Below are 26479 nucleotides of genomic sequence, written 5' to 3'. Positions count from 1 at the left end.
CACCCCTGTCGACAGTAAAGGGGAATGGACCAAAACACTGACCGGCCTGAGTGCCACCGCCCATAGCATCAAGGCCAGGGCTTTGTACGGTACGCAACCGGAATCTGCGGTTCGAAATTTTACTGTGGCTGTTTCTAATACTCCCCGCATCGTTTCTGTCACCGACATCAAAGGTTCCGTTGGCAACAATGGCACCACGTACGAAAACGAGGTCACCGTAACAGTCAGTGCAGACAGCAATCAGCGTGTGCAGCTTTACAACGGTGCAGCGCCCATCGGTTCGCCGATAACACTAGGCAGTAACGGCAGCGCCAGCACTCGACTTTCCAGCCTCAGTCAGAGCACTTACGACCTAAAAGCCAAAGCACTTTATGGAAATCAGCTTGAGTCACCTGTCCACTCATTTACAGTCAGGGCCCACCTCACCACCACACTCACCTCCGTCCGGCATTCAGGCGGGGAACTGGGTAATGGCGGCAAAACCACAGACACTTCGGTAACTGTGACCGGGGCGGCAACGCCGTTGTACAGCGTGCAGATTTTTCTCAATAACGTGGGAGGGCAAACCGTGCCTGTCAACGGGAGCGGTGTCTGGACACTTACCCTCGGCATTCATCTGGGCTCGAACACGGTTTACGCGAGGTCGGTTGCCAACAATCAACAGACCGTGTCGCGCAGCTTTACCCGGGAGAGTCCGTTAGCGCCGTTGAACTTCAATACCAACCCGGTCACGTTGGGTGGCAAGACCTACATCATTCCGGGCAACCCCGAAGTTCTTCCAGCGTTCAATTCGGGTAACTCGGTACGACATCAAGCCTCCGGTGGCCGCCCAGGTTACACCTATACTTCCAGTAATCAGGGTGTAGCGGTGGTAGATACAACAGGGCTTGTCACCGTGCGTGGCCGGGGAACAGCCACCATCACTGCCAGAGATACAGCCAACCAATCCAAGAGCTACAACGTGACAGTGACGAACGTGATCCAGTGTTTCGGCTTTGGGAATGCAACCTGGACGCAAGCCAACTCAAGCGTCGCGTCGGCAGGTGCCCGAATTCCGAGCATGGCAGAGCTATACGAAATACATGCCGCCTACGGGAATCGATGGCCCATGGGAAACCATCATTACTGGTCAACCGATACCAGCAACTACTGGTGGCCCGCGCCGGCCAGAAAAACTTTATATCTTAATTGGGGAGGGGAAGGTTCGGCCAAGACTGCCCCGTGGAATGACTACTCCAACGTGGTCGGCATCAAATAAGAGGCTGAGTACCTATCGAGAATGAAACGTTGTAGTTAATTCAACTCTGGAGACCGCCCTTGCAAACTACGCCAACTTGCGGAGGGAGGGGCGGTCTTCCAAGGTATATCGATTTCCTTTTACCACTCGTCTGAACCTCTCCTATACCTGTCAGATCTGACAGTAGCCAAATCCCCCCCTTTAATCGCCCAATAACTCCACCGCCCCCCTTCGGCAGGAGTTCCCCTCATGCTCGTCCAACCCAAAAAAGCCATTGGCACACTCGCCTTGCTCGACCCAGACATCCCCAGCGCCAAGCTTCTGCCGACCGGTGAATGGGCAATCAACCGTGCCGCCGCACTACTCAACTTCCCCACTCAGGGTCTCAAGGTGCAGATCCCGGTCTGGTCAAACAAGAGCCTGGCCGACAAAGTCGAGCTTCTGCTCAATAACCAGGTGGTCGATCAGCAAGCCGTCACCCAGGATGCCGAAAAGACCCAGCGCGCTACCTTGTTCGTTGCACCGGGCCGTTTTCAGAGCGGCACGTGGGATCTGTTCTATCGGGTGACGCGCTTCAACCAGGCGCCAGAGCCTTTTGCGCCACCGTTCAAGCTCTTGGTCAAACTGGAAATCCCCGCCGGCCAGGACACCGATCCCGGGCAGGGGCACTCCGACCTGCACATGGAGTTCAGCCCGCCGGAAATTGTCCAGGACGGTGTCGACAAGGTCACCGCCGAAAACGGTGTTGACGTTCTGGTCGTGGCCAAACCCGGCAGCGGCTCCAACCTTCCGTACCCTGACATCGCCGTCGGCGATGTGATCTGGGTGAGCTGGGGCGGCAACATGGTGCCGTCGGATCCGGTTACTCAGGCGCAGATCGACGACCCGCTGAACAACCCTATCGTCATCCATATCAGCAAGGACGTCATCCTTGCAGTCGGCGATTCCGGGAGCGAAGGGCTGGCGGTGTCGTTCTTCGTCAGAGACTTTGCAGACAACGACTCCGAAGACTGGTGCAAGGAAACGCGCATCGTCGTCGACACCGGCAACTCGCGGCTGGATGCGCCGATTCTTGAGCAGGCTGACGGGAACGAACTCGACGTCGATCAGTTGGATAAAGAGCAATTATTGCTCCAGGTCTTTGCAGCATCGTCCGTTGACTACAACCAGGGCGACACCATCATCATGCACATGCAAGGCACCACCCTCGACGGCGAAAGCATTCAGGTCGATGCCCGCCAGACCATCAACAAAAAACCACCGCTGGTGGTCGAGGTGCTGATGGACAACGACGGTGCCCGGGCACTGGCAAAAACACAGGGGATGTTTTTCTTCGACCTGGAACGTGGCGGCAGCATCATTCAGCGCTCAAGAGGCCGCTTCATCAATATCATCGGCGAACCCAAACGGCTGGCAGCCCCCATCGTCGAAAGCGCCGTGAGCGGTGCGCTTGATCCGGACCTGCCGAGCGTGATCATCCGCATCCCTTACGATCCGCTGATCACCCCGGACAACGCCATCGAAATCCACTGGAGCATTACCCTTCCGGACGGCACCGTTTTCGAGCCCGAGCTGGACTGGATCTTTCCGACCCAGCAGGAGGCCGATGACCCCGATGGTTTCATCGTCGTCATTTCAGGCCCCGAGTACCTGAAACCCGGTGAAGGCGGCACCCTGGTGGTGTCGTACGACGTGCTCAGCGAAGGCGAGAACGGCGAGATCGTTCGCAGGCCTTCCCCACCAGCCTCGCCATTGAATATCGGCGAGCCGAGGCTTGAGCTGGTTCCGGCCATTCTGCTCGGAGAAGAGGACGGTACGTTTGAACCCAACAGCCTGCCCAACGGTAACAGCGAAGTCACCTGCCCCAACCCGGTCAACAACCCGACCCTGCCCAAGGATGTGGTGCACTGGCAATTGTATGATGCCCAGGGTGTGCTGCTGTTTACGGACAGCAAACCCCTCAACTCACTGAGTGCCGGCAAACCCGTGAAATTTCCGCTCAATGCGGCGTTTGTACAGCAGTACTTTGAGGCCCATCGCGGTGGACAGTTGAGTGTCCGCTATCACATCGTTCGGGATGCCACGGGCAAAACCAGTTTTTCGAATCCGTTGGAGTTGACCGTCATAAATATCGTAGATGGTAAGCACTCGTGGGTGAATATTCCCGAACAGGTTTTTCAGAAAAATGTTCCCGTAAAATTTTCTAGTGGTCTGACGGTAAACGCAGTGCGCAATGAACCGTACAAAAATGTAATAACGTCCGTGTACACCCGACCTGACGAAGGCACGGTTCTTATCATTGCATGTGATAATTTGGTTGAGCTTAATTTTGAAGGTGCTGCGCGAAGTATCGTTTTTGAATATGGACATCTAAGTACTAAAGATATAGCAATAGTAAAACTCAGGGATTTTAACGACTCCATTCTTCTTGCGAAGGCAATGATACCGACCGACCCATCAGAGCTGAAAATTTTTAGTGCTCACGCACAAAACGGACTCATTAAGACAGTAGAAATCGAAATTGGAATAGAAGAAACCGAAAAAGATGGCGGAATCTTTATTCGATCCATTCAATGGGACAAATAACAACTCAAAATCAATAAAAACAACATAACAATTGGACGCATCAACTTACCAATTCAAACTATAAAAACGCCCTCCCCTTTAACCGGGAGGGCGGGTTTTGTCGTTTCGACGCCTGAGAAAATCCACGTTGAATTGTGTTGAAGGTTATGTCCATAGAGCCGCGCAACCTTGCGCCTTTGCCTACGCATCCGCCAGAATCCGCCGGCTTGTGCGCCTTGAGGGTGGGCTCTATCGTTTCCGGGTCGCTGAAAAACAGTGATCGGGTTTAGCGATCCGGCTCCCAACAGACGCAACAACGCCCAATCCCGATTGCAGTCTCTTCTCTGCACTTGGCGTCATGGTGGCTGTGCGTGGGAGACCTTCGGGTCTACCCGGGGTTTCTGTGACCCGGATCGCTAACCTGCGTACAGCCGCCACCTTTACTTGTTTAGCGATGAGTCGTGGCGGCTAAATCCAATCACGGAGATTCGCCATGATCAAACCAACGCCCAACCCGCCGGAAGCCGATTCGACTTCGCCCTACGAAACCCTCGATTCCAAGAAATTCCACGAAGCCGCCGAACGCGCCCTCGATCACTACCTCAACCCCCTCCTCCCCCGAAAACCGCTGCTCAAACCCGACACCCGCTACCTCATCGCCCCCGGTATCGACAGCGAAGAGCTGCTGGCCGACGCCTGTGAACCCCTGACCTCGGCCAAGACCATGGCCAATGACTTTGCCGGGCTGGTGGATGGGTCGCAGCGGCATGTGCTGTTGGGGATTGCGCAGCTGATCATGCTGGAGGAACTGGCGGTGAATCGGGTGCTGGATAATCTGGAGTTGAAGGCTGAGGCGTCCGCTGTAGCCTGAGCAAAGAAAAACCCGCCGTCCCGTTTGATCGGGACGGCGGGTTTTGTCGTTTCAGCGTTCAGATCAGACCGTGTCCACCTTCAACGAATGATCATTCAACATGCCGTTGATGATCGTCGCCGTGTCGTGCCCGCTGGCGATCAAGCCCCCCGCCCCCGGCGTCACACCGTAGTGGCTGGCCAGGTTGACGCCCGCCAGGTCAATGGTCTGGTTCGGCGTGGCGCCGGCCATGGCGCTGACGTCGATGCTGGTCATGACCGAAGCGCCGCTGCCGGTGACGGTGAAGTGCAGGTAGTCATCCAGTGACGCCGACGTGCCGTTTTCACCCTGCAGCAGTTGCGACAGGTCGAGCTTGTCGGTGCCGGGGGTGAAGTCGGTGACGAGGTCATGACCGCTGTTGCCTTTGAGCCACTGGAAGGTGTCGGCGCCCGGCCCGCCGGTCAGGGTGTTGTTGCCCATCCCGCCGATCAGCAGGTCATCGCCCCCGCCGCCGTTGAGGATGTCGTTGCCCAGGCCGCCGTTGATCACGTTGTTATTGTTGTCGCCGGTGAGGGTGTCGTTGAAGTTCGAGCCGACGAGGTTTTCGATACCGGTCAGGGTATCGGTGCCCGCGCCAATGGTGTTTTGCGCACCGAGCAGGCCGAGGTTGACCGTCACTCCGGCAGTCGCGTGAGCGTAGCTCGCGGTGTCGATGCCCGTGCCACCGTCGAGCAGGTCGTTGCCCGGGCCGCTGTAGAGCAAGTCGTTGCCGGCGCCACCGTGCAGTTCGTTGTTGCCGGAACCTGCGGTGAGCACATCGTTGCCGTCGCCGGCGTTGATGATGTTGTCGCCGGTGCCGGCCACCAGCACGTCATCGCCCGAGGTGCCGGTGAGGGTGTGGCCGTCCTGATAGCTGATGGTCACGTTCGCCGTGTCGCTGCCGCCGTGGTTGTCGTTGGCGGTGTAGGTGCCGTGGTAGTCCGGGGTGATGTCGTGGGCCCCGGCATAGTTGAGGGTCATGGTCAGCTGGTAGTTTTCCGCCGCGTTGGCGTTGCTGCCCGAGGTGTTGGTGATGTTGGTGATGTGGATCTGGTAGACGCCGTCGGACGTCGCGGTCAGGGTCTGGCCGTCCGCGAGGGCGATGTAGGCGCCGCCGTTGATCGAGTACTCCATGGTGATGTGACCGGCCGCCAGGTTGTGGTCCAGGTTGAGGGTTTCGCCCTGGCGCAGGTTGACGGTGATGCGGTCTTCATCGTTGGCGTTGGTGTTGGTCACGGCGCCGAGGTAACCGCTGACCACCAGCACGGCGGTCATGGTGGCGGCGTTGGCGCTGAACGAATTGCGCACGTTGGCCAGGTTCTGGTTGGCGGCGGTGTTGGCGTTGGTGCCGGTGAAGCTGATCGCGCCGGTGCCGGTGAAGTCCGCCGATTTGGAGATCCAGCCGGTGTTGAACGAGGTTGGCGTGGCGTTGAGGGTGTCGCCGTTCGGGTCGGTGTCGTTGGCCAGCAACAGTTCGCCCGGCACCACGATGTTGCCCGACAGCACGTTGGTGATGATGTGGTCGTCCACCGCCACCGGAGGCGCGTTGGGAATCACCTTCACGGTCAGCGTCGAGCTGGCGAGGTCGCCATCGTTGTCGCTGAGGGTGAAGCCGATGTTCTCGGTGATCACCACGGTGGTGGTTTTCTGCGAGGTGTAACTGTAGTCGCCGGTGTCGAGGTTGACCACCAAGGTGCCGCTGTTGTTGGTGGCGATGCTCAGGGTGTTGTTCACCGTGTTGAACGTGCCGTGGTTGGCGCCGCCGCTGGCAACCAGTGAACCCTGACCGCCGTTGGCTTTCGGGTCATAGGTGTAGGTGGTGCCGTCGACCACGATGGATTTGATGAACCCGCCATCGGCGCCGAACGTGCCGCCCTCACCCAGCAGCGAACCGGTGACCGGCGCGCCCTCAACAGTGCCGGAGAGCACCGAGTTGAGCTGGTTGAGGTCGGTGACCACCACTGCGTTGGTGTTGGTGTGAGTGATGCCGTCGTACGCCAGCGGATCGAGGTTGGCGTTGCTCACGCCGCTGCCCAGGCCGATCGCGTAATTCTTGATGTTGTTGGCATCGAGGAAGTTTTTCAGCGCCGCTTCGTCGGCCGCGTTGATGTCGCCCTCGTTGGGTTTGCCATCGGAGAAGAAGTAGCCGACGTTCTGCGCTCCGGTGAGTTTGCCCGAGGTGTTGAACGCGGTCTGCATGGTCGCCACAGCCGCATCGTAGTTGGTGCCGCCGCCCGCGCTGAGGCTGGCCAGAAGGGTCTTGGCCGTCGCGACATCGACCCACACCGAAGTGCGGTCAGTGGCGTTGCTGCTGAAGGTGACGAGCTGCACTTTCACATCGCCCAGATCGTCGTACTTGTCGAGCAAGGCGCTGATCGCCTGCTTGGCCAGGTCCAGCCGCGACAGACCCGGTACGCCAGAGGCGTCGGCCATGCTGCCGGAGATGTCGAGGACGATGAGGATGTTGGAGTCGATCTCCACCGCCGCCACCGAACGATCCGACGCAACCGCTTTTGGCACGTCGTCGACGATGTTGACCACGATGGTACTGGTGGTGCTGTTGCCCAGCGCATCGGTGGCTTTGTAGGTGAAGCTTTCGCTCAGGGTGTTCGGCCCGTCGTTGGCGTTCGGCGTGGTTTTCGGTGCCGAGGTCAGGGTGTAGGTGTACGTGCCGTCGGCGTTGAGCTGGATCTGCCCGTAAGTGCCGGTGGCGCTGCCGACCAGGGTGTAGGTGATCGCGCCGCTGCCGCCGCTGACCGAACCGACCAGCGTGCCGGTCGCGGTTTCGCCGGTGTTGGTCGGATCGCTGCCGGTGACCGTGCCGGGGGCCAGGTCTTGCCCGTCCTTGGTCAGGTCGAGGGCTTTCTCGTAGACGGTCACGTCCTGATCGGTCGAGGCCACGAGTTTGCTGTCGGCGACGTTGACGGTGATGGTGGTGGTGCTTTCGTCGCCGTCACTGTCGCGGATGGTGTAGGTGAAGGTATCGGTGGCGCCCGGCGGGCTCACCGAGTTCGGGTTGCTGTGATAGACCGCGTTGCCGGCCGCATCGAGGGTCAGGTAACCGTAGTTGCCATTGATGTTGCTGTTGAGGCCGTCGATGGCCGAGGTCGCGGTATTGCCGCCGGCGCGCACGCCGACCACGATGGCCGCGCCATCCGCACCGCTGATGTCATTGCCCAGCACGCTGATGTTGACCGTGCCGCCCTCCGCCACCGAGCCGGTGTCGGCCTTGGCGGTCGGCAGGTCGTCGATGATGTTGACGTTGATCTGCCCGGTGGCAGTGCTGCCGTCGGTGTCCGTCGCCACCACGTTGAAGTTCTCGGTGATGCTGTTGGCGCCGTTGGCGTTCGGATGGGTTTCGTTATCGACCAGGGTGTAGCTGTAACTCACCACGCCGGTGGTCGGGTTGTAACCGGTGATGGTCAGCGTGCTGCCCAGCGGAGTGACGGTCGATTGCGGGAAGCCGGCTGCCACGCCGTTGGTCATCACGGCGATGCCGCCCACGGTCAGGGTTTGCAGACCGTCGAGGGCTGTTACGGTGAAGGTGCCACTCTGGGTCAGCGCCGGGATGTTGGGGCTGGTGCCGTCGCTGAGGTTTTTCTCGTAAACGGTGAGTTCGCCGCCATTCACATCGAGGCCGTTGAGGACCACCGGATCGTCGTTGTTGTGGATGTTCAGCACCAGATTCGCAGTGCTGGTATCGCCGTCGGCATCGGTCAGGGTGTAGGTGAAGGTCTCGGTGCCGTTGCCACCGCCGTGCAGATTCTTGAAGTCTGCATCGTTGGTGTTCAGCGTGTAGGTGTACGTGCCGTTGGCGTTCAGCACCAAGGTGCCGTAAGTGCCGGTGAAGGTGCCGGGGGTGATCGGGCCGGCATTCGGACCGGTCGCCACCACGTCGGCGCCTTGCACGTCGTTGGTCAGTACGTTGCCGTTGAGGGTCAACTGGGTTTCCGACGCGGTGCTGGCGTTGCTGTCGTTGATCGCCTTCGGCACATCATCGACGATGTTGACCACGATGGTGCTGGTGACGACGTTGCCCAGCGAATCGGTGGCCTGATAGGTGAACGTTTCGGTCAGGGTGTTGGCGCCATCATCGGCATGCGGGGTGGTGCTGGCCGGTGAAGTCAGGGTGTAGGTGTACGTGCCGTTGGCGTTGAGCACGATCTGCCCGTAGTTGCCGGTGGCGCTGCCGACCAGCGCATAGCTGATCGCACCGACCGCGCCGGTGACCGAGCCGACCAGCGTGCCGGACGCGGTTTCCCCGGTGCTGGTCGGATCGCTGCCGATGACCGTGCCAGGGGCCAGGTCTTGCCCGTCCTTGGTCAGGTCGAGGGCTTTTTCGTACACGGTGACATCGGTGTCGCTGACCGCGCACAGTTTGCTGTTGTAGACGTCGATGGTGATGGTGGTGGTGCTTTCATCACCGTCGGAATCGCGCACGGTGTACACGAACTCGTCCACCGCACCGGGGCCGCTCACGGCATTCGGGTTGCTGTGATAGACCGCGTTGCCGTTGGCGTCGAGGGTCAGGTAGCCGTAAGTGCCGTTGATGTTGCTGTTGAGCCCGCCGATGGCCGAGGTCGAGGTGTCGGAGCCGGCGCGCACGCCCACTACCGCGCCACTGGCTGCCGGGCCGTCGGCGCCGCCGATATCGTTGTCCAGCACGTTGCCGCTGACGGTGCCGCCCTCTTGCACCGACGTCGCGTCGGGTTTGGCGGTTGGCAGGTCGTCGATGATGTTGACGTTGATCTGCCCGGTGGCGGTGCTGCCATCGGTGTCCGTCGCCACCACGTTGAAGTTCTCGGTGATGCTGTTGGCGCCGTTGGCGGTCGGATGGGTTTCGTTGTCGACCAGGGTGTAGCTGTAGCTGACCACGCCAGTGGCCGGATCGTAACCGGTGATGGTCAGCGTGCTGCCCAGCGGCGTGACCGCAGATTGCGGGAAGCCTGCCGCGACGCCGTTGGTGATCACGGCAATGCCGCCCACGGCCAGGGTTTGCAGACCGTCGAGCGCGGTGACGGTGAAGGTGCCGCTCTGGGTCAGTGCCGGGGTGTTGGGGCTGGTGCCGTCGCTGAGGTTTTTCTCGTAGACGGTGAGTTCGCCGCCGTTGACGTCGAGGCCGTTGAGATACACCTGATCGTCGTTGTTGTGGATGTTCAGCACCAGGTTCGCGGTGCTGGTATCGCCGTCGGCATCGGTGATGGTGTAGGTGAAGGTTTCAGTGCCGTTGCCACCGCCGTGCAGGTTTTTGAAGTCTGCATCGTTGGTGTTGAGGGTGTAGGTGTACGTGCCGTTGGCGTTCAGCACCAGGGTGCCGTAAGTCCCGGTGAAAGTGCCTGCGGTGATCGGGCCAGCATTCGGACCGGTTGGCACGCGGTCGGCGCCCTGCACGTCGTTGGTCAGGACGTTGCCGCTCAAGGTGAGATTGGATTCCGAAGCGGTGCCGGCGTTGCTGTCGTCCACGCCTTTTGGCAGGTCGTCGACGATGTTCACGTCCAGCGTGGCATTGGCGGTGGTGCCGTTGTCATCGACCACGGTGACGGCGAATTGCTCGTTGAGCACATTGGCGCCGTTGGCGGTTGGATGCGCTTCGTTGTCGACCAGGGTGTAGCTGTAGCTGACGACGCCGGTTGCAGCGTTGAAACCGGTGATGGTCAGTGTGCTGCCCAACGGAGTGACGGTTGATTGCGGGAAGCCTGCCGCCACACCATTGGTGACTACGGCAATGCCGCCGATGGTCAGGGTGGTGACGCCGTCCAGTGCGGTGATGGTGAAGGTGCCGCTTTGAGTCAGGGCTGGAGCGTCAGGGCTGCTGCCGTCGCCGAGGTTTTTTTCGTAGACGGTGAGTTCGCCGCCATTCACGTCGAGGCCGTTGATGATCACCGGATCGTCGTTGTTGTGGATCTGCAAGACGAGGTTCGCGGTGCTGGTGTCGCCGTCGGCATCGGTGATGGTGTAGGTGAAGGTCTCGGTGCCGTTGCCGCCGCCGTGCAGGTTTTTGAAGTCCGCATCATTGGTGTTCAGCGTGTAGGTGTATGTGCCGTTGGCGTTCAGCACCAAGGTGCCGTAAGTCCCGGTGAACGTACCCGCCGTGATCGGGCCGGCATTCGGGCCGGTTGGCACGCGGTCGGCGCCCTGCACGTCGTTGGTCAGGACGTTGCCGCTCAAGGTGAGGTTGGATTCCGAAGCGGTGCCGGCGTTGCTGTCGTCCACGCCTTTTGGCAGGTCGTCGACGATGTTGACGTCCAGCGTGGCGTTGGCGGTGGTGCCGTTGTCGTCGACCACGGTCACGGCGAATTGCTCGTTCAGCACGTTGGCGCCGTTGGCGTTCGGATGCGCTTCGTTATCGACCAGGGTGTAGCTGTAGCTGACGACGCCCGTCGCGGCGTTGAAGCCGGTGATGGTCAGCGTGCTGCCCAGTGGCGTAGTCACCGATTGTGGGAAGCCTGCCGCCACCCCATTGGTGACCACGGCGATGCCGCCGATGGTCAGGGTGGTGACGCCGTCCAGCGCGGTGATGGTGAAGGTGCCGCTTTGAGTCAGGGCTGGAGCATCGGGGCTGCTGCCGTCGCCGAGGTTTTTCTCGTAAACGGTGAGTTCTCCGCCGTTGACGTCGAGGCCGCTGATGATCACCGGATCGTCGTTGTTGTGGATCTGCAAGACGAGGTTCGCGGTGCTGGTGTCGCCGTCGGCATCGGTGATGGTGTAGGTGAAGGTCTCGGTGCCGTTGCCGCCGCCGTGCAAGGCTTTGAAGTCGGCATCGCTGGTGTTCAGGGTGTAGGTGTACGTGCCGTTGGCGTTCAACACCAGGGTGCCGTAAGTCCCGGTGAAGGTGCCTGCGGTGATCGGGCCAGCGTTTTCGCCGACAGGCACGCGGTCAGCGCCCTGCACGTCGTTGGTCAGGACGTTGCCGCTCAAGGTGAGGTTGGTTTCCGAAGCAGTGCCGGCGTTGCTGTCGTCCACGCCTTTTGGCAGGTCGTCGACGATGTTCACGTCCAGTGTCGCGTTGGCGGTGGTGCCGTTGTCGTCGACCACGGTCACGGCGAATTGCTCGTTGAGTACGTTGGCGCCGTTGGCGGTTGGGTGGGCTTCGTTGTCGACCAGGGTGTAGCTGTAGCTGACGACGCCCGTCGCGGCGTTGAAACCGGTGATGGTCAGCGTGCTGCCCAGTGGCGTAGTCACCGATTGCGGGAAGCCTGCCGCCACACCGTTGGTGACCACGGCGATGCCGCCGATGGTCAGGGTGGTGACACCGTCCAGCGCGGTGATGGTGAAGGTGCCACTCTGGGTCAGGGCTCCCGAGTCTGGTGCGCTGCCGTCGCTGAGGTTTTTTTCGTAAACCGTCAGCTCGCCACCTTCAACATTCAACCCGTTTATGACCACCGGATCGTCGTTGTTATGGATCTGCAGGACGAGGTTCGCGGTGCTGGTGTCACCATCGGCATCGCGCAAGGTGTAGGTGAAGGTTTCAGTACCGCTGCCGCCGCCGTGCAGATTTTTGAAATCCGCATCGTTGGTGTTGAGCGTGTAGGTGTACGTGCCGTTAGCGTTCAGCACCAAGGTGCCGTAAGTCCCGGTGAAGGTGCCGCCGACCACCGGGCCACTGTTGGGGCCGACGGGAGTCCGGTCGGCGCCCTGGGTGTCGTTCGGCAGTACGTTGCCGGTCAGGGTCAGCAGGGTTTCCGAAGCGGTGTTCGGGTTGGTGTCATCGAAAGCCTTGGGCACGTCGTCGGTGATGTTGACGTCCAGCGTGCCGGTGGCGGTGTCGCCATTGCTGTCGCCGGCGATCACGGTGAATTGTTCGCTGAGATTATTGGCACCGTCGCCCGCCGCGTGGGTTTCGTTGCCGTTGAGGGTGTAGCTGTAACTGACCGTGCCGGTGGCCGGGTTGTAGCCGGTGATGGTCAGGGTGTTGCCCAGTTGCGTGGTGATCGATTGCGGGAAACCGATCGGCACGCCGCCGACAATCACGTTGATGCCGCCGATGCTCAGGCTGCTCAGGCCGTCGGGCGCATTCACGGTGAAACTGCCGGTCTGGGTCAGCGCGCCAGGGTTGGCAGCGGAGCCGTCGGGCAGATTGGCTTCGTTGAGGGTCAGTTCGCCGCCGGGCACGGACAGGCCGCCGAGGGTCACCGGGTTGTTGACCGGTGGTGGTGGCGGAACAATCGGTGCGGCCTGGCCGTCACCGTTGTCGATCACGGCGTTATGCCGCTCTTCGGGAAACTCGGGAATGCCGTTGAACCCGGCAGTGGGGAAACCGATAGTCGGATCGACCCGGCCCGCCACTTCGGTCAGCAACACAAAACTGTGACCACCACCCAAAGCTCCCGGCGCGCCACCGGTGGCTCCGGGGCCGGCCGCCGTGGCTTCGGCGGATTGGGTCGGGTCATCGCCAGCGGCAATGGCTTTCTGGATCTGTTCGACGTCGGTCAGTTGCGACTCGCTCGGGGTCACCGCTTCCGGGGCATTGACGTGGGCGGCCTGATCGGCGAGCAACTGGCCGGTCATGGTCAGGCTGCTGTCCCGACCGAGGGTCAGTTCCTGGCCATTTTGCAGATGGACGGCAACCGCCCCCTCTGCCCCGGTGATCAATTGATCCCCTGCAAACAGCCGATCACCTTCGACCAATGCTCGCCGACTGCCGTCAGCTGACTGGGCGAAAACCTGACCAATGACTTTAGTGACGATCCCGATGAGCGTTGCCATGTGCATTCCTCCGCTGCCGACCACCGTCGGCGCTGGTTCACGAAGCAGCCCATGGCTCAAGCGGGTTGTCGGGGCGACGCTCGCACCTCGACAGTTCGTTTCGCAGGTTGCACAAATCCAGAAACTCCAATGCCATCAAGCAGTTGGAATCTCTGTTCAATGCAGCAGGCCCACTAGCGCTACGTAACGGTGGTGAATCACCCGAGTGACAAAAAACTGTCGCTCATCAGCCGCTACGCGTCCCTCCCCTTTAGCAGTACTTCGCCGTATGTCGCAAAGTGAGTGGAACTTTCCTCAAGCCTTTCTGCACTCCCTGAAGCGCATAAAACAAAGGCTTTCGAGTGGAACAATGTGCTGGATTTGGCGAACCGCATAAGTTTTTTTTGGCATAACCCATATGAAAATTTTTTCTTAGCTACGCTTCAGGATGTTCTTAGCTCTGTTGTTACAGGCATGAAACGCTTTCTACTAAAAATATCGTCAATAAATTGGCGACAACGGAACACCATCAGGATTCAGGGAGATGCAACCATGCGCGTTTTAACCCCCCTCTGCAGTGCGGTTTTGCTGGCCATGGCTTGCACATCCCAAGCCCAGGCCATGAACCTCACCGAAGCGATCCAGAGCACCATCGCCACCCACCCGGAACTGGCCTCGCGCGTGGACGCGCGCCTGTCAGCTGATGAACAGGTGAAGGTCGCCAAGGGCGGCTTCTATCCGTCGGTGGATCTGAATGCTGCCTACGGGCGCGGCTACAGCGACAACACCAATACCCGGGCCTTCGGTAACCACCACACCGAGATCCTCAATTACACCCAGTCCGAGCTGCGGCTGCGGCAGATGCTGTTCGACGGTTTCAACACTGCCAACGAAGTCGAGCGCACCAAGGGCGTTTCCAATTCGCGCGCGTATTACGCGCAAGGCACCGCCCAGGACCTGGCCCTGCGCACCATCGAGGTCTACCTCGAAGTGCTCAAGCGTCGTGAACTGGTGACCCTTGCCAAGAACAACCTGCAGGCGCACTTGCGCGTCAACGACCAGATCGGCCTGCGCACCGAGCGCGGCGTGGGCAGCACCGCCGACTCCGATCAATCGGTAGCCCGTAAGGCGCTGGCGCAGAACAACCTCGACACCGCCGAAGTCGATCTGGCGGACGCCGAATCGAACTTCTACAGCGTGGTCGGGCGCATGCCCGATGAGCTGGAGGCGCCCGCTTCGACCCGTGGCGAGTTGCCCGCCACCTTGCCCGAAGCCCAGCAGAGCATGGTCGAGAACAACCCGTACCTGAAATCCGCCCAGGCTGACGTGCAATCGGCCGAGAGCCAGTACGAAGTCGCCAAGTCGCCGTTCTACCCGCGCTTCGATGCGGAAGCCGCGGTCGGCGCCAACAACAACGTGCAAGGCGACGAGGGCCACGACAACGAATGGCGGGTCGGCGTGGTGATGAACTACAACCTGTTCCGTGGCGGCAGCGACAAGGCGCGACTGGCCTCCGACGCGCACCAGATCAACCAGGCGATGGACATCCGCAACAACGCCCTGCGTCAGCTCAACGAGAACATTCACCTGGCCTGGAACGCCATGGTCAACGCCAAGAAACAGACCCCGACCGCCCGCGAATACGCTGAAACCACCAAGCGTGTACGTGCCGCGTATCAGGATCAGTTCGGTCTCGGCCAACGTACCCTGCTCGACCTGCTCGACAGTGAGAACGAGCTGTACAACGCCAACCGCCGCTACACCGAGATCCGCTACACCGAAGAGTTCTCGATGTACCGCGTGCTGGCGAACATGGGCCAGTTGCTGACCAAGCAGCGGATCGTGCTGCCAGCCGATGCGATTGCCGCGACCGAGGTGAAGAACGAAGCGCGCCTGCCCGAGCTGAAGTAGTCCCGATGATGTAGTGCCAGGGGAGCGATCAATATGACCAGCATGCAACCCGGTAACACCGGGATCGATCCGCGGCTGAGCTTCGATGATCCGTTGCTCGACGGTCTGTTGATCCTCTGCAAACTCCACGGCGCGACGGTCAGTCGCGCCAGCCTCAGCGCCGGGCTGCCCCTGGACAAACAACGTCTGAGCCTGGACCTGCTGCCTCGCGCCGCAGCCCGGGCCGGGTTGCAGGCGCGCTTGCTGCGCCGGGAACTCAAAGACATTTCACCGCTGAACCTGCCGGTGCTGTTGCTGCTGGGTAACGGACGCACGGCGGTGCTGCGGCGTTTTGCCGAAGACGGCAAGGCGCTGATCCTGCCCAGTGAAGCCGACGGCGGCGAGCAATGGGTCAGCCGTGAAGAACTCGTCGAACACTACAGCGGCCAGGCTTTGTTCGCCCGGCCACGGCATGAACTGGAAGACCTGCGCTCGCCATTGGTGCCACGGGTGCAAGCATGGTTTCGCGACACTCTGAAGCTGTCGAAATGGCTGTACAGCGACGCGATCCTCGCCAGCTTCCTGATCAACCTGCTGGGCCTGATGGTGCCGCTGTTCGTCATGCAGACCTACGACCGCGTGGTGCCGAACCAGGCCACGTCGACCTTGTGGGTGTTGGCCATCGGGTTGCTGATCGGCACCGGTTTCGAACTGGTGCTGCGGGTGGTGCGCGCGCACCTGCTGGACACCGCCGGCAAGAAAACCGACGTTATTCTTTCCGCCACTTTATTCGAACGCATCACCGGCATGGCGATGAAGGCCCGACCGGCGACCATCGGCGGATTCGCCCAGAGCATTCACGACTTTCAGGGGCTACGCGAATTTCTCACCGCCGTGACCCTGACCAGCCTGATCGACCTGCCCTTCGTGGTGTTGATGCTGGTGGTGATCGGCCTGCTCGGTGGCTGGCTGGTGGTGATTCCGCTGCTGGCGTTTCCGATCACGATTATCTTCGCGATGATCATTCAGGCCCGACTGCGCGACACCGTGCAGAAAAGCCTGAGCCTCGGCGCCGAGCGGCAGGCGTTGCTGATCGAAACCCTCGGCGGCCTGGAAACCCTCAAGGCGTGCAGCGCCGAAAGCGAGCGCCAGCACAAATGGGAAAGCACCCACGGCGCCCTCACCCGCCTCGACAGCCACGCCCGTAATCTCTCGGCGCTGGCCACCAACGGCACGCTGTTCATCCAGCAGTTTTCGGGGATGGCGACGATTGTGGCCGGGGTCTACAGCATCATCGCCGGCAACCTCAGCGTGGGCGCGCTGGTGGCCAGTTACATGCTTGGCAGCCGCGTGCTCGCGCCGCTGGGCCAGATCGCCGGGCTGATTACTCGTTACCAGCAAGCGCAACTGACCATGAAAAGCACCGACGCCCTGATGTCCCTGCCCCAAGAGCGCGACGGCAAACAGCGGCCGCTGGAGCGTACGCAATTGCAAGGCGCGCTGGACGCCAACGCGGTGACCTTCCACTACAACGGCCAGAACGCGCCGGCCCTGAGCAACGTCAGCTTCAGCGTCAAACCCGGCGAGCGGATCGGCATCATCGGCCGCAGCGGTTCGGGCAAAAGCACGCTGGCGCGGCTGATGATGGGTTTCTACGAACCGGAAGAAGGCCAGTTGCTGCTCGACGGCCTCGACCTGCGGCAACTGGATGTCGCCGACCTGCGCCAGCAGATCGGTTACGTCGCCCATGACTTGCCTCTGCTGGCCGGCAGCCTGCGCGACAACCTGACCCTCGGCGCCCGCTACATCAGCGATTCGCGGATGCTTGAAGTGGCCGAGCTGACCGGTGTCACCGAACTCGCCCGTCAGCATCCGCAAGGCTTCGACCGGCCGGTGGGCGAGCGTGGGCAATTGCTTTCCGGTGGCCAGCGTCAGGCGGTGTTGCTGGCGCGGGCGCTGTTGCTCGACCCGCCGATCATGCTGCTCGACGAACCTACCAGCGCCATGGACAACAGCAGCGAAGACGTCCTGCGCCAGAAACTCCATGGTTGGGTGCAGGGCAAGACGTTGCTGCTGGTCACCCACCGCACCTCGATGCTGAGCCTGGTGGACCGGCTGCTGGTGCTGGACAACGGCCGGATCGTCGCCGACGGTCCGAAAGAAGCGGTCATCGATGCACTGCGCAAGGGCCGGGTCGGCTCGGCGGCGGTCTAGGAGTTGCCCCATGTCTGCTTCCTCCGACAGTAAGTCCCGTGGCTACTTCGACAGTTTCGGCAAAAGCGCCGAAGCCGAATTCATGCCGGAAACCGCCGGCGCCTCGTTGCAGGATTCACCGCGCTGGTCGCGCATCACCGTGTGGCTGGCGGCGGCGCTGCTGATCAGCGCGCTGGTCTGGGCCAAGTTCGCCGTGCTTCAGGAAGTGACCATGGGCGAAGGCAAGGCGATTCCGTCGAGTAAGGTTCAGGTGATCCAGAACCTCGAGGGCGGGATCGTCACCGAGATCTTCGTGCGTGAAGGGCAGATGGTCGACAAGGGTGACAAGCTGCTGCGTCTCGATGACACGCGGTTTCTGTCGAACAAGGGTGAAAGCGAAGCGGATCGCTATGCGTTGATGGCTCAGGTCGAACGCCTGTCGGCCGAAGCCGAGGGCCGACCGTTCAAGGTCTCGGACGAAGTCACGAGCAAAGCCCCGCAAGTGGCCGAGGATGAACGCTCGCTTTACGACCAGAGGCAGCGGCGCCTGGCCAGCGAACAGCGCACGCTGAGCGAACAACTGCGACAAAAGACTCAAGAATTGGCGGAGTTTCGTTCGAAGCAGGGTCAGTTCAGCTCAAGTCTGGCGTTGGTCAATCAGGAAATGAACATGTCAGAACCGCTGGTCAAGACCGGTGCCGTTTCGCCGGTGGAGATCCTGCGCCTCAAGCGCAGCGCGGTGGAGATCCGCGGTTCGTTGAATGCCACGACTCTGGCAATCCCGCGCGCCGAATCGGCCATCGCCGAGATCCGCAGCAAGATCGATGAATCGGAACAGACCTTCCGCTCCGAAGCGGCCAAGGAGCTCAACGAGAAACGCACCGACCTGTCGAAAATCACCGCATCGAGCATCGCCATCGACGACCGTGTGAGCCGCACCACGGTGACTTCGCCGGTGCATGGGGTGATCAAGCAAATGAAGGTCAACACCATCGGCGGCGTGGTGCAACCGGGCAGCGACATGGTGGAAATCGTGCCGCTGGAAGACAACCTGCTGATCGAGGCCAAGGTCCGGCCGCAGGACGTGGCGTTCCTGCATCCGGGCCAGAAAGCCATGGTCAAGTTCAGCGCCTACGACTACACGATCTACGGCGGGCTGAGCGCCAAGCTTGAGCTGATCGGTGCCGACACCATCACGGATGACAAGGGCAACAGCTTCTACCTGATCCAGGTGCGCACCGACAAAAACCACCTGGGCGGGGATGTGAAACCGCTGCTGATCATTCCGGGGATGGTGGCGACGGTGGACATCATCACCGGGGAGAAAAGCGTGCTGGATTACCTGCTCAAACCGGTGCTGAAAGCGCGGACCGAGGCGATGCGCGAACGCTAGTGGTGATCCGGACTTCGCGGTGAATGATCTGGCCCCATCGCGAGCAAGCTCGCTCCCACAGGTATGGCGTCGTACTCAGGTTTTGTGTTCGACAGGGACATTGTGGGAGCGAGCTTGCTCGCGAAGGCGTCGGGACAGGCAGCGATCATTTTGAGTGATTACGCTGGAAAGTCTCCTCCCCCATCGCCGCAATCTGCCCCTCGATCAGCGTCTCGAACGGTTTAAGCAACGGCTCGAACGACGCTGGCGCTTCCAGCGTCTGCAACGCCTGAACAATCGCCTCAATCGTCGACAACGCCCCCGGCCCCGGCGCCTTGCGCAGCCGATACCGGGAAACCCCGCCCTGCGCCAACGTCACCCGTGGCAACGCGGCCAGCAGCGGATTGAGGTGCAACATTTTGCGCGCCTTGCGCCACGTGCCGTCCGGGACCACCAGCAACAGCGGTTCATCCGACGCGGCGTAAGCCTGCATCGGCTGCGCATCCTCCGCCGGGAACAGCAATCGCGCCCGATAGCCTGGCCGGTTCAACAGCGCGGGCAGATCCTCGAACACTTCGCCGACAATCAGCTCGGCATTGTTCAAACCGAGCGCCGCCAGTCGTGCCGTGTTGAGCGCGTGATTGACTTCGCTCGGGTGCTGCAACAGCAACACCCGGGTGCGGCTGTCGAGGCTGGGGATCAGCGGGCAAAGGCAGTGGGTTTGTGGGCGCAGGCAGCGCGGGCATTGAGGTCTGGACATGTTCTTATGCCTGATTGAGCTGCGCTTTGAGCAGGTCGCGGAAAGTCTGGATCAGCGGCTCGCGGCTGCGGCCACGGCGCATGATCATGGAAAACGGCGCCTGATAACCGAAGGTCGCCGGCAGCAGCACCCGCAAATCGCCCTTGTCGGCCCAGGCCTGGGCGTAGTGCTCCGGCAGGTAGCCGATGTAGGCGCCGGACAGCACCAGAATCAGCTGCGCTTCCATACTTTCCACCGTCGCGGCGCTGTGTTTGAAACCGTGGCGCGCCAGTTCAGCCTGGCTCCAGTAACCGCGCCCGACCATGCGCTGCTGGGTGATGACCTGCTCGGGAATCCGCCGCTCGTTGAACAACGGGTGACGGTTGCTGCAATACAACCAGTGCTGCTCGCGGTACAGCGGCATGTACACCAGACCGCTCATGCGCGTGGAGAATGCGCCGATGGCCAGATCGAGGCGGTTGTCCTGCACACCGAGTTGCAGTTCGTAAGGACTCATCACCGACAGATGCAAATGCACCGCCGGGTGTTCCTGGCTGTAGGCGCCGATGGCTTCGGCGAACGGCAGCGCCTTGTCGCTGACCGTGGAGTCGATCACCCCAAGGTTGAGCGTGCCGCGCAATTCGCCCTTGAGTGCTGCCGCGTATTGCTCGAAACCTTCGAGCTCGGCCAGCAGGCGCAGGGTTTCCTGATGGAACAGCTCGCCCTTGCTGGTGAGGCTGAAACCGCCGCGCCCGCGATGGCACAGCACCAGACCGAGCGCGGCTTCGAGCTGGCTCATGTAAGTGCTGATCGCCGAGGTCGACAGGTTGAGTTCCTGCTGCGCGTTGGCAAATCCCTGATGGCGCACGACACTGACGAAGATGCGCAAAAGTTTCAGGTCGGGTAAAGCGTTGGCCATCGAAGACTCCGATCTTGGGTAACCCACACGATTGAAGACAATGAAGATCATTGTGGGAGCGAGCCTGCTCGCGATAGCGGCAGCACAATCAACTCCAATGTTGACTGACCCGCCGTCATCGCGAGCAGGCTCGCTCCCACAGAAACTGCATCAGTCAAACCATCGGGTCGGGCTGACAAGTCTATCCCGCACCCTCCCATTAGTTTAGAAAATTCTGAACTAAGTATTTGCCCGTAGCGATTCTTCCGCCGCACTACATTTCGCAGAATCGGCCCACAGCGGTGCCCGTGACCTTGCGAATGCGGCGCGCCGACATAAATAAAACAAAGACGATGAGGCCCTACCCGTGGACAAGATTCTTCACCAACCACTGGGCGGCAACGAAATGCCGCGCTTCGGCGGCATCGCCACCATGCTCCGACTCCCCCACCTTGATTCCGCTGCCGGCCTGGACGCTGCCTTCGTTGGCGTGCCGCTGGACATCGGTACTTCGCTGCGCCCCGGCACCCGATTCGGGCCGCGCGACATCCGCACCGAATCGGTGATGATCCGCCCGTACAACATGGCCACCGGCGCCGCGCCGTTCGACTCGCTGTCGGTTGCCGACATCGGTGACGTGGCGATCAACACCTTCAACCTGCTCGACGCCGTGCGCATCATCGAAGAAGCCTACGACAACATCCTCGAGCACAACGTGATCCCGATGACCCTGGGTGGCGACCACACCATCACCCTGCCGATCCTGCGTGCGATCCACAAAAAGCACGGCAAGGTCGGTCTGGTACACATCGACGCTCACGCTGACGTCAACGATCACATGTTCGGCGAGAAGATCGCCCACGGCACGACCTTCCGTCGCGCCGTCGAAGAAGGTCTTCTGGACTGCGACCGTGTGGTGCAGATTGGTCTGCGCGCGCAGGGTTACACCGCTGACGACTTCAACTGGAGCCGCGATCAGGGCTTCCGCGTGGTGCAGGCCGAAGAGTGCTGGCACAAGTCGCTGGAACCACTGATGGCCGAAGTGCGCGAGAAAGTCGGTGGCGGCCCGGTCTACCTGAGCTTCGACATCGACGGCATCGACCCGGCCTGGGCGCCTGGCACCGGCACCCCGGAAATCGGTGGTCTGACGACCATTCAGGCGATTGAAATCGTTCGCGGCTGCCAGGGCCTCGACCTGATCGGCTGCGATCTGGTAGAAGTCTCGCCCGCTTATGACACCACCGGCAACACCTCGCTGCTGGCCGCCAACCTGCTGTACGAAATGCTCTGCGTACTGCCGGGCGTGGTCCACCGCTGAGGGTCGGGTCATGAACGAACGTGATCAGGTTCTGAAAGCGGCCGCCGATCTGGTGTCCGCCTTCGCCCGCAACGATCGCGAAGCCTACTTCGGCGCGTTCAGCGCCGATGCGAGCTTCGTGTTCTACACCCTCGAACAGCCCCTGCTGTCGCGCGATGCCTACCAGGCCTTGTGGGACAGCTGGCGCGCCGAGGATGGCTTCGAGGTGCTGTCCTGCACCTCGAGCAACGCCTTCGTCAGCCTGCAGGGTGACGTGGCGATTTTCATCCATGACGTGGCCACCGAGCTGCGCATGCAAGGGGAGCAACACTTCAGCCAGGAGCGCGAGACGATTGTTTTCAGAAAACAAGCGTCGAGCCTAGAACAACAAGGCCATTGGCTGGCCTGCCACGAACATTTGTCCGCAATGCCGGAAGGGCTGCCATCCCCTTAGCCAAGACAGGTGACGCTCACGCACGATGAGCGCGCCTTTATGATCGGAGCAGATCATGAATAACAACAACAAAGACCAAAGCCTTACGCAGATTGAAACCCACGGGGTCGAACAGATCCCGGACAACGAACGCACCGCCGGTCCCGTGGACTTGTTCCGCATGATCTTTGGCGGCGCGAATACCTTTGCCACCGCCGTGCTCGGCAGTTTCCCGGTGCTGTTCGGCCTGTCCTTTCAGGCGGGCGTCTGGGCGATTGTCTCGGGCGTGCTGCTCGGCTCGCTGATCCTCGCACCGATGGGCCTGTTCGGCCCGCTCAACGGCACCAACAATGCCGTGTCGTCCGGTGCGCACTTCGGCGTGCACGGGCGGATCGTCGGTTCGTTCCTGTCGCTGCTGACCGCCATCGCCTTCTTCTCGCTCTCGGTGTGGAGTTCGGGAGATGCGCTGATCGGTGGTGCGAAACGCCTGATCGGCCTGCCGGAAACCGACCTGACCCTGGGCCTGGCCTACGGTCTGTTCGCGATTCTGGTGCTGACCGTGTGCATCTACGGCTTCCGCTTCCTGTTGTGGGTGAACAAGGTCGCGGTGTGGAGTGCGAGCCTGCTGTTCCTGCTGGGCATCTTCGCTTTCGCCGGTCCTTTCGATTCGCACTACGCCGGCACCGTCAGCCTCGGTCAGCCAGGCTTCTGGGCCGCGTTCATCGGCGCTGCGCTCGTAGCGATGAGCAACCCGATTTCCTTCGGCGCGTTCCTCGGCGACTGGGCCCGCTATATCCCGCGTGAAACCTCGCGTCAGCGGATCATGGCGGCGGTGGTGCTCTCGCAGATCGCCACCTTCATCCCGTTCCTGTTCGGCCTGACCACCGCGACCATCGTGGCGATCCAGGCACCGGACTACATCGCGGCCAACAACTACGTCGGCGGTCTGCTGGCGGTGTCGCCGAGCTGGTTCTTCCTGCCGGTGTGCCTGATTGCGGTGATCGGCGGCATGTCCACCGGCACCACCTCGCTTTATGGCACCGGGCTGGACATGTCCAGCGTGTTCCCTCGCCTGCTGTCGCGAGTGAAGGCGACGTTGCTGATCGGCGTGCTGTCGATTGCCTTCATTTTCATCGGGCGCTTCGCGGCGAACCTGGTGCAGAGCGTGTCGACCTTCGCCGTGCTGATCATCACCTGCACCACCCCATGGATGGTGATCATGATCATCGGCCTGGTGGTGCGTCGCGGCTTCTACTGCCCGGACGACCTGCAAGTGTTCACTCGCGGCGAGCAAGGCGGACGCTACTGGTTCAGCCACGGCTGGAACTGGCGCGGCCTGGGTGCATGGATCCCGAGCGCGGCGGTCGGCCTGTGCTTCGTCAACCTGCCGGGGCAGTTCGTCGGTCCGCTGGGTGAACTGGCCGGTGGCATCGACATCAGCCTGCTGGTGACCCTTGGTCTGGCCTCGGTGATGTACCTGATGTTGCTGAGCCTGTTCCCGGAACCGGCGCTGGTCTATGGCCCGAAGGATCCCCGGAGCAAAGGCGCGCATGCGCCGGCTGAAGCGGAAATGCGCCAAGCCGCCTGAGCAAAAGCACATACCCCTGTGGGAGCGAGCTTGCTCGCGAAAGCGATCTGTCAGTCACATCACTTTTGAATGTGCCGACGCCTTCGCGAGCAAGCTCGCTCCCACAAGAAACCAAACTTGTTTCACCATAAAAAAGACAATCGGAGACACGCCATCATGGCTTTGGATTTATTCGTCGTCCTCATCTACGCCGCCGGCATGCTCTTGCTCGGCTACTTCGGCATGCGCAAGGCCAAGACCAACGAGGACTTCCTGGTCGCCGGGCGTAACCTTGGTCCGAGCCTGTACATGGGCACCATGGCCGCGACCGTCCTCGGTGGCGCGTCCACCGTCGGCACCGTCCGCCTGGGCTACGTGCACGGCATCTCCGGTTTCTGGCTGTGCGCGGCACTGGGTTGCGGCATCGTTGCGCTGAACCTGTTCCTGGCCAAGCCGCTGCTGAAACTGAAGATCTACACCGTTACCCAGGTGCTTGAAAAACGCTACAACCCGATGGCCCGCTCGGCGAGCGCGGCGATCATGCTGGCCTATGCGCTGATGATCGGCGTGACCTCGATCCTCGCCATCGGCACCGTTCTTCAGGTTCTGTTCGGCCTGCCGTTCTGGATCTCGGTACTGCTCGGCGGTGGCGTGGTGGTGGTGTACTCGGCCATCGGCGGCATGTGGTCGCTGACCCTGACCGACATCGTCCAGTTCATCATCAAGACCGTCGGCCTGATGTTCATCCTGTTGCCAATCTGCCTGTACCGCGTCGGCGGCTGGGACGAGCTGGTGCTGAAACTGCCGGCCACCGCCTTCAGCTTCACCACCATCGGCTGGGACACGATCATCACCTACTTCATGATCTACTTCTTCGGCATCCTGATCGGTCAGGACATCTGGCAACGGGTGTTCACCGTCAAGAACGAGAAAGTGGCTCAGTACGCCGGTAGCTTTGCGGGTATCTACTGCATCCTCTACGGTCTGGCCTGCGCTCTGATCGGCATGGCTGCGCACGTTCTGATCCCGGATCTGGACAACGTCAACAACGCCTTCGCCGCCATCGTAAAACTGTCGCTGCCGGACGGTATCCGTGGTCTGGTGATCGCCGCTGCTTTGGCCGCGATGATGTCCACCGCCAGCGCCGGCCTGCTCGCCGCTGCCACCACCCTGACCGAAGACCTGCTGCCGAAACTGCGTGGCGGCAAACAGTCGAGCCTGGGTGTGAACCGTCTCTTCACCCTGCTGACCGGCATCGTGGTGCTGGGCATCGCGCTGGTGGTCAACGACGTAATCAGCGCCCTGACCCTCGCTTACAACCTGTTGGTGGGTGGCATGCTGATCCCGCTGATCGGTGCGATCTTCTGGAAACGCGCGACCACCGCCGGCGCCATCGCCAGTATGGGTATGGGCTTTGCCACCGCCCTGCTGTTCATGGTCAAGGACGGCCTGGACGCCAACACCCCGATCTACTACAGCCTGGCTGTGGGTCTGGTGAGTTTTGTGGTGGTCAGCCTGATGTCCCGTCGCCCAAACGTGGTGGCCAGCGCGATCTAAGCTGAACACGACAACTTGATGCTTTCTTCGGCGGGTGTGGCGTCGGTTGCCACACCCGTTTTTTTCGTCTGGAGAAAAGATTTGATGAAGATTGTTTCTCGCGACCAGTGGTTCGAAGTGCAGCACCTGAGCGACGGCATTCGGCTGATTCACGAGCCGTTCATCCGCCCCTTCTACCGCTGCAACCTGTGGCACGTTCAGGGGCGGGACAAGGATCTGCTGCTCGACAGCGGTTCCGGCCTGGTGAGCCTGCGCGAGCAACTGCCGTGGCTGACCGAGCGGCCGCTGGTGGCGGTGGCCAGTCATTGCCACTTCGACCACATCGCCGGGCATCACGAATTTGCCGAACGGCTGGTGCATCCCGCCGAAGCGGACATTCTGGCGGCGCCGGATGGCGAGAACGATTTGAGCCGAGCCTTCGTCGGCGACGACATGTTCGAAGCGCACCCGGATTGCCCGTTGTGCTACGCCGAATATCGGGTCAAAGCTGCGCCGGCCACCGGGTTTGTCGAAGACGGCGATGTGCTGGACCTCGGCAATCGCACGTTGCAGGTGCTGCACACGCCGGGGCATTCACCGGGCGGGATCAGTCTCTACGAAGCGGACACCGAAACCCTGTTCAGTGGCGACATCATCTACGACGGGCCGTTGATCGAGGACGCCTACCATTCCAACCTCAACGACTATGCTGCCAGCCTGCGCCGCTTGCAGGGGCTGAAGATCCGCACGGTGCATGGCGGACACTTCGGCAGTTTCTCCGGAGAGCATTTGCGGTTGATAATTGACCAATGGTTACACCGGCACGCTTGAAAGACAAAAGACCGCAACCTGGCGCCGCTCGATCAAGCGGCGACAGGTTGCGGTCTTTTGCTGGTTGAATCCTTTGATCCTTCAGATCCGGGGCATTACCGCCGACGTGGCTGACGCCGACGCTGTTCGTCATCGGTGCGAATCGGGACCGGTTGCAGAGGCGGTTCGATCAAGCCGAGGGCAACACCCAAATCGTGCAGCCAGTTTTGAATTTTCTCTTTCATCGTCATGCCCCCTTCAGGGTGGTGCTGAGCGGCCGGAATTCTGAGGCCGCTTCGCACTGATAATAGTCCGAAGTCCTACGCAATGCTCGGCCAAATCCGCAATGATCTGTTACTGGATTGATC

General features: G+C 61.1%; 15 protein-coding genes. 11 read left to right on the top strand and 4 right to left on the bottom strand.

What is annotated here, in order from left to right; genetic code table 11:
* The 3 genes from N8H71_RS14160 to N8H71_RS14150 form a co-directional block, all read left to right on the top strand.
* Positions 1–1258, top strand: a 1258-nt coding sequence (locus tag N8H71_RS14160) for an Ig-like domain-containing protein (protein WP_262194466.1), incomplete at its 5' end; no start/stop codon positions are given.
* Positions 1259–1486: 228 nt separating this feature from the next.
* Positions 1487–3823 (top strand): hypothetical protein, encoded by a 2337-nt coding sequence (locus tag N8H71_RS14155; protein WP_262194465.1) that lies wholly within the window; start codon positions 1487–1489, stop codon positions 3821–3823.
* A 472-nt stretch (positions 3824–4295) separates the two neighbouring features.
* Entirely contained in the window at positions 4296–4673 is a 378-nt protein-coding gene (locus tag N8H71_RS14150; protein WP_262194464.1) for a DUF6124 family protein, read from the top strand.
* A 63-nt stretch (positions 4674–4736) separates the two neighbouring features.
* Here N8H71_RS14150 and N8H71_RS14145 read toward each other — a convergent pair whose 3' ends face one another.
* Positions 4737–13397, bottom strand: a complete 8661-nt coding sequence (locus N8H71_RS14145) for a retention module-containing protein (protein ID WP_262194463.1) — start codon at positions 13395–13397, stop codon at positions 4737–4739.
* Between the two features lie 531 nt (positions 13398–13928).
* Between N8H71_RS14145 and N8H71_RS14140 the strand changes: the two genes are divergently transcribed.
* The 3 genes from N8H71_RS14140 to N8H71_RS14130 are packed head-to-tail and all read left to right on the top strand — an operon-like array spanning position 13929 to position 18852.
* A complete protein-coding gene (locus N8H71_RS14140; RefSeq protein ID WP_262194462.1) occupies positions 13929–15287 on the top strand; it encodes a TolC family outer membrane protein in 1359 nt (452 codons plus the stop codon).
* Positions 15288–15320: 33 nt separating this feature from the next.
* Positions 15321–17480, top strand: a complete 2160-nt coding sequence (locus N8H71_RS14135) for a type I secretion system permease/ATPase (protein WP_262194461.1) — start codon at positions 15321–15323, stop codon at positions 17478–17480.
* A 10-nt stretch (positions 17481–17490) separates the two neighbouring features.
* The gene (locus N8H71_RS14130; RefSeq protein WP_262194460.1) at positions 17491–18852 is read left to right on the top strand and encodes an HlyD family type I secretion periplasmic adaptor subunit; all 1362 of its coding nucleotides are present in this window, start codon (positions 17491–17493) and stop codon (positions 18850–18852) included.
* A 145-nt stretch (positions 18853–18997) separates the two neighbouring features.
* Here the strand turns inward: N8H71_RS14130 and N8H71_RS14125 are convergent, their stop codons facing one another.
* Together N8H71_RS14125 and N8H71_RS14120 are read right to left on the bottom strand one after the other, a co-directional pair.
* Positions 18998–19591, bottom strand: coding sequence for a tRNA-uridine aminocarboxypropyltransferase (locus tag N8H71_RS14125; protein ID WP_262194459.1), 594 nt, complete (start codon positions 19589–19591; stop codon positions 18998–19000).
* Between the two features lie 4 nt (positions 19592–19595).
* Entirely contained in the window at positions 19596–20489 is an 894-nt protein-coding gene (locus N8H71_RS14120; RefSeq protein WP_039772530.1) for a LysR family transcriptional regulator, read from the bottom strand.
* A 346-nt stretch (positions 20490–20835) separates the two neighbouring features.
* Here N8H71_RS14120 and speB point away from each other — a divergent pair, with 346 nt between their 5' ends.
* From speB to N8H71_RS14095, 5 genes are all read left to right on the top strand, one after another.
* Complete coding sequence (speB, locus tag N8H71_RS14115) at positions 20836–21786, top strand: agmatinase (protein WP_085683061.1); 951 nt, start codon at positions 20836–20838, stop codon at positions 21784–21786.
* 10 nt (positions 21787–21796) lie between these two features.
* A complete protein-coding gene (locus tag N8H71_RS14110) occupies positions 21797–22219 on the top strand; it encodes a YybH family protein (RefSeq protein WP_007956584.1) in 423 nt (140 codons plus the stop codon).
* A 55-nt stretch (positions 22220–22274) separates the two neighbouring features.
* Positions 22275–23786 carry a purine-cytosine permease family protein gene (locus tag N8H71_RS14105; RefSeq protein ID WP_262194458.1) on the top strand — a complete coding sequence of 504 codons (1512 nt, stop codon included), beginning with the start codon at positions 22275–22277 and terminating at the stop codon, positions 23784–23786.
* Positions 23787–23942: 156 nt separating this feature from the next.
* Positions 23943–25322 (top strand): sodium:solute symporter, encoded by a 1380-nt coding sequence (locus N8H71_RS14100; protein ID WP_262194457.1) that lies wholly within the window; start codon positions 23943–23945, stop codon positions 25320–25322.
* Between the two features lie 84 nt (positions 25323–25406).
* Positions 25407–26132 (top strand): MBL fold metallo-hydrolase, encoded by a 726-nt coding sequence (locus tag N8H71_RS14095; protein ID WP_262194456.1) that lies wholly within the window; start codon positions 25407–25409, stop codon positions 26130–26132.
* Between the two features lie 95 nt (positions 26133–26227).
* Here N8H71_RS14095 and N8H71_RS14090 read toward each other — a convergent pair whose 3' ends face one another.
* On the bottom strand, positions 26228–26356 hold the full coding sequence (locus N8H71_RS14090; RefSeq protein ID WP_003184145.1) for a PA1414 family protein: 129 nt from the start codon (positions 26354–26356) through the stop codon (positions 26228–26230).
* Between the last annotated feature and the right edge of the window lie 123 nt (positions 26357–26479).

The organism is Pseudomonas koreensis (assembly GCF_025447595.1).
Classification (GTDB): Bacteria; Pseudomonadota; Gammaproteobacteria; order Pseudomonadales; family Pseudomonadaceae; genus Aquipseudomonas; species Aquipseudomonas koreensis_H.
This window is presented reverse-complemented; position numbering and strand designations above follow the sequence as displayed.

Coding starts and splice junctions, on each gene's coding strand:
- N8H71_RS14135 (WP_262194461.1), top strand. CDS start 15,321: ATGACCAGCATGCAACCCGGTAACACCGGGATCGATCCGCGGCTGAGC.
- N8H71_RS14140 (WP_262194462.1), top strand. CDS start 13,929: ATGCGCGTTTTAACCCCCCTCTGCAGTGCGGTTTTGCTGGCCATGGCT.
- N8H71_RS14150 (WP_262194464.1), top strand. CDS start 4,296: ATGATCAAACCAACGCCCAACCCGCCGGAAGCCGATTCGACTTCGCCC.
- N8H71_RS14155 (WP_262194465.1), top strand. CDS start 1,487: ATGCTCGTCCAACCCAAAAAAGCCATTGGCACACTCGCCTTGCTCGAC.
- N8H71_RS14100 (WP_262194457.1), top strand. CDS start 23,943: ATGGCTTTGGATTTATTCGTCGTCCTCATCTACGCCGCCGGCATGCTC.
- N8H71_RS14130 (WP_262194460.1), top strand. CDS start 17,491: ATGTCTGCTTCCTCCGACAGTAAGTCCCGTGGCTACTTCGACAGTTTC.
- N8H71_RS14145 (WP_262194463.1), bottom strand. CDS start 13,397: ATGGCAACGCTCATCGGGATCGTCACTAAAGTCATTGGTCAGGTTTTC.
- N8H71_RS14125 (WP_262194459.1), bottom strand. CDS start 19,591: ATGTCCAGACCTCAATGCCCGCGCTGCCTGCGCCCACAAACCCACTGC.
- N8H71_RS14090 (WP_003184145.1), bottom strand. CDS start 26,356: ATGAAAGAGAAAATTCAAAACTGGCTGCACGATTTGGGTGTTGCCCTC.
- N8H71_RS14095 (WP_262194456.1), top strand. CDS start 25,407: ATGAAGATTGTTTCTCGCGACCAGTGGTTCGAAGTGCAGCACCTGAGC.
- N8H71_RS14120 (WP_039772530.1), bottom strand. CDS start 20,489: ATGGCCAACGCTTTACCCGACCTGAAACTTTTGCGCATCTTCGTCAGT.
- N8H71_RS14105 (WP_262194458.1), top strand. CDS start 22,275: ATGAATAACAACAACAAAGACCAAAGCCTTACGCAGATTGAAACCCAC.
- N8H71_RS14110 (WP_007956584.1), top strand. CDS start 21,797: ATGAACGAACGTGATCAGGTTCTGAAAGCGGCCGCCGATCTGGTGTCC.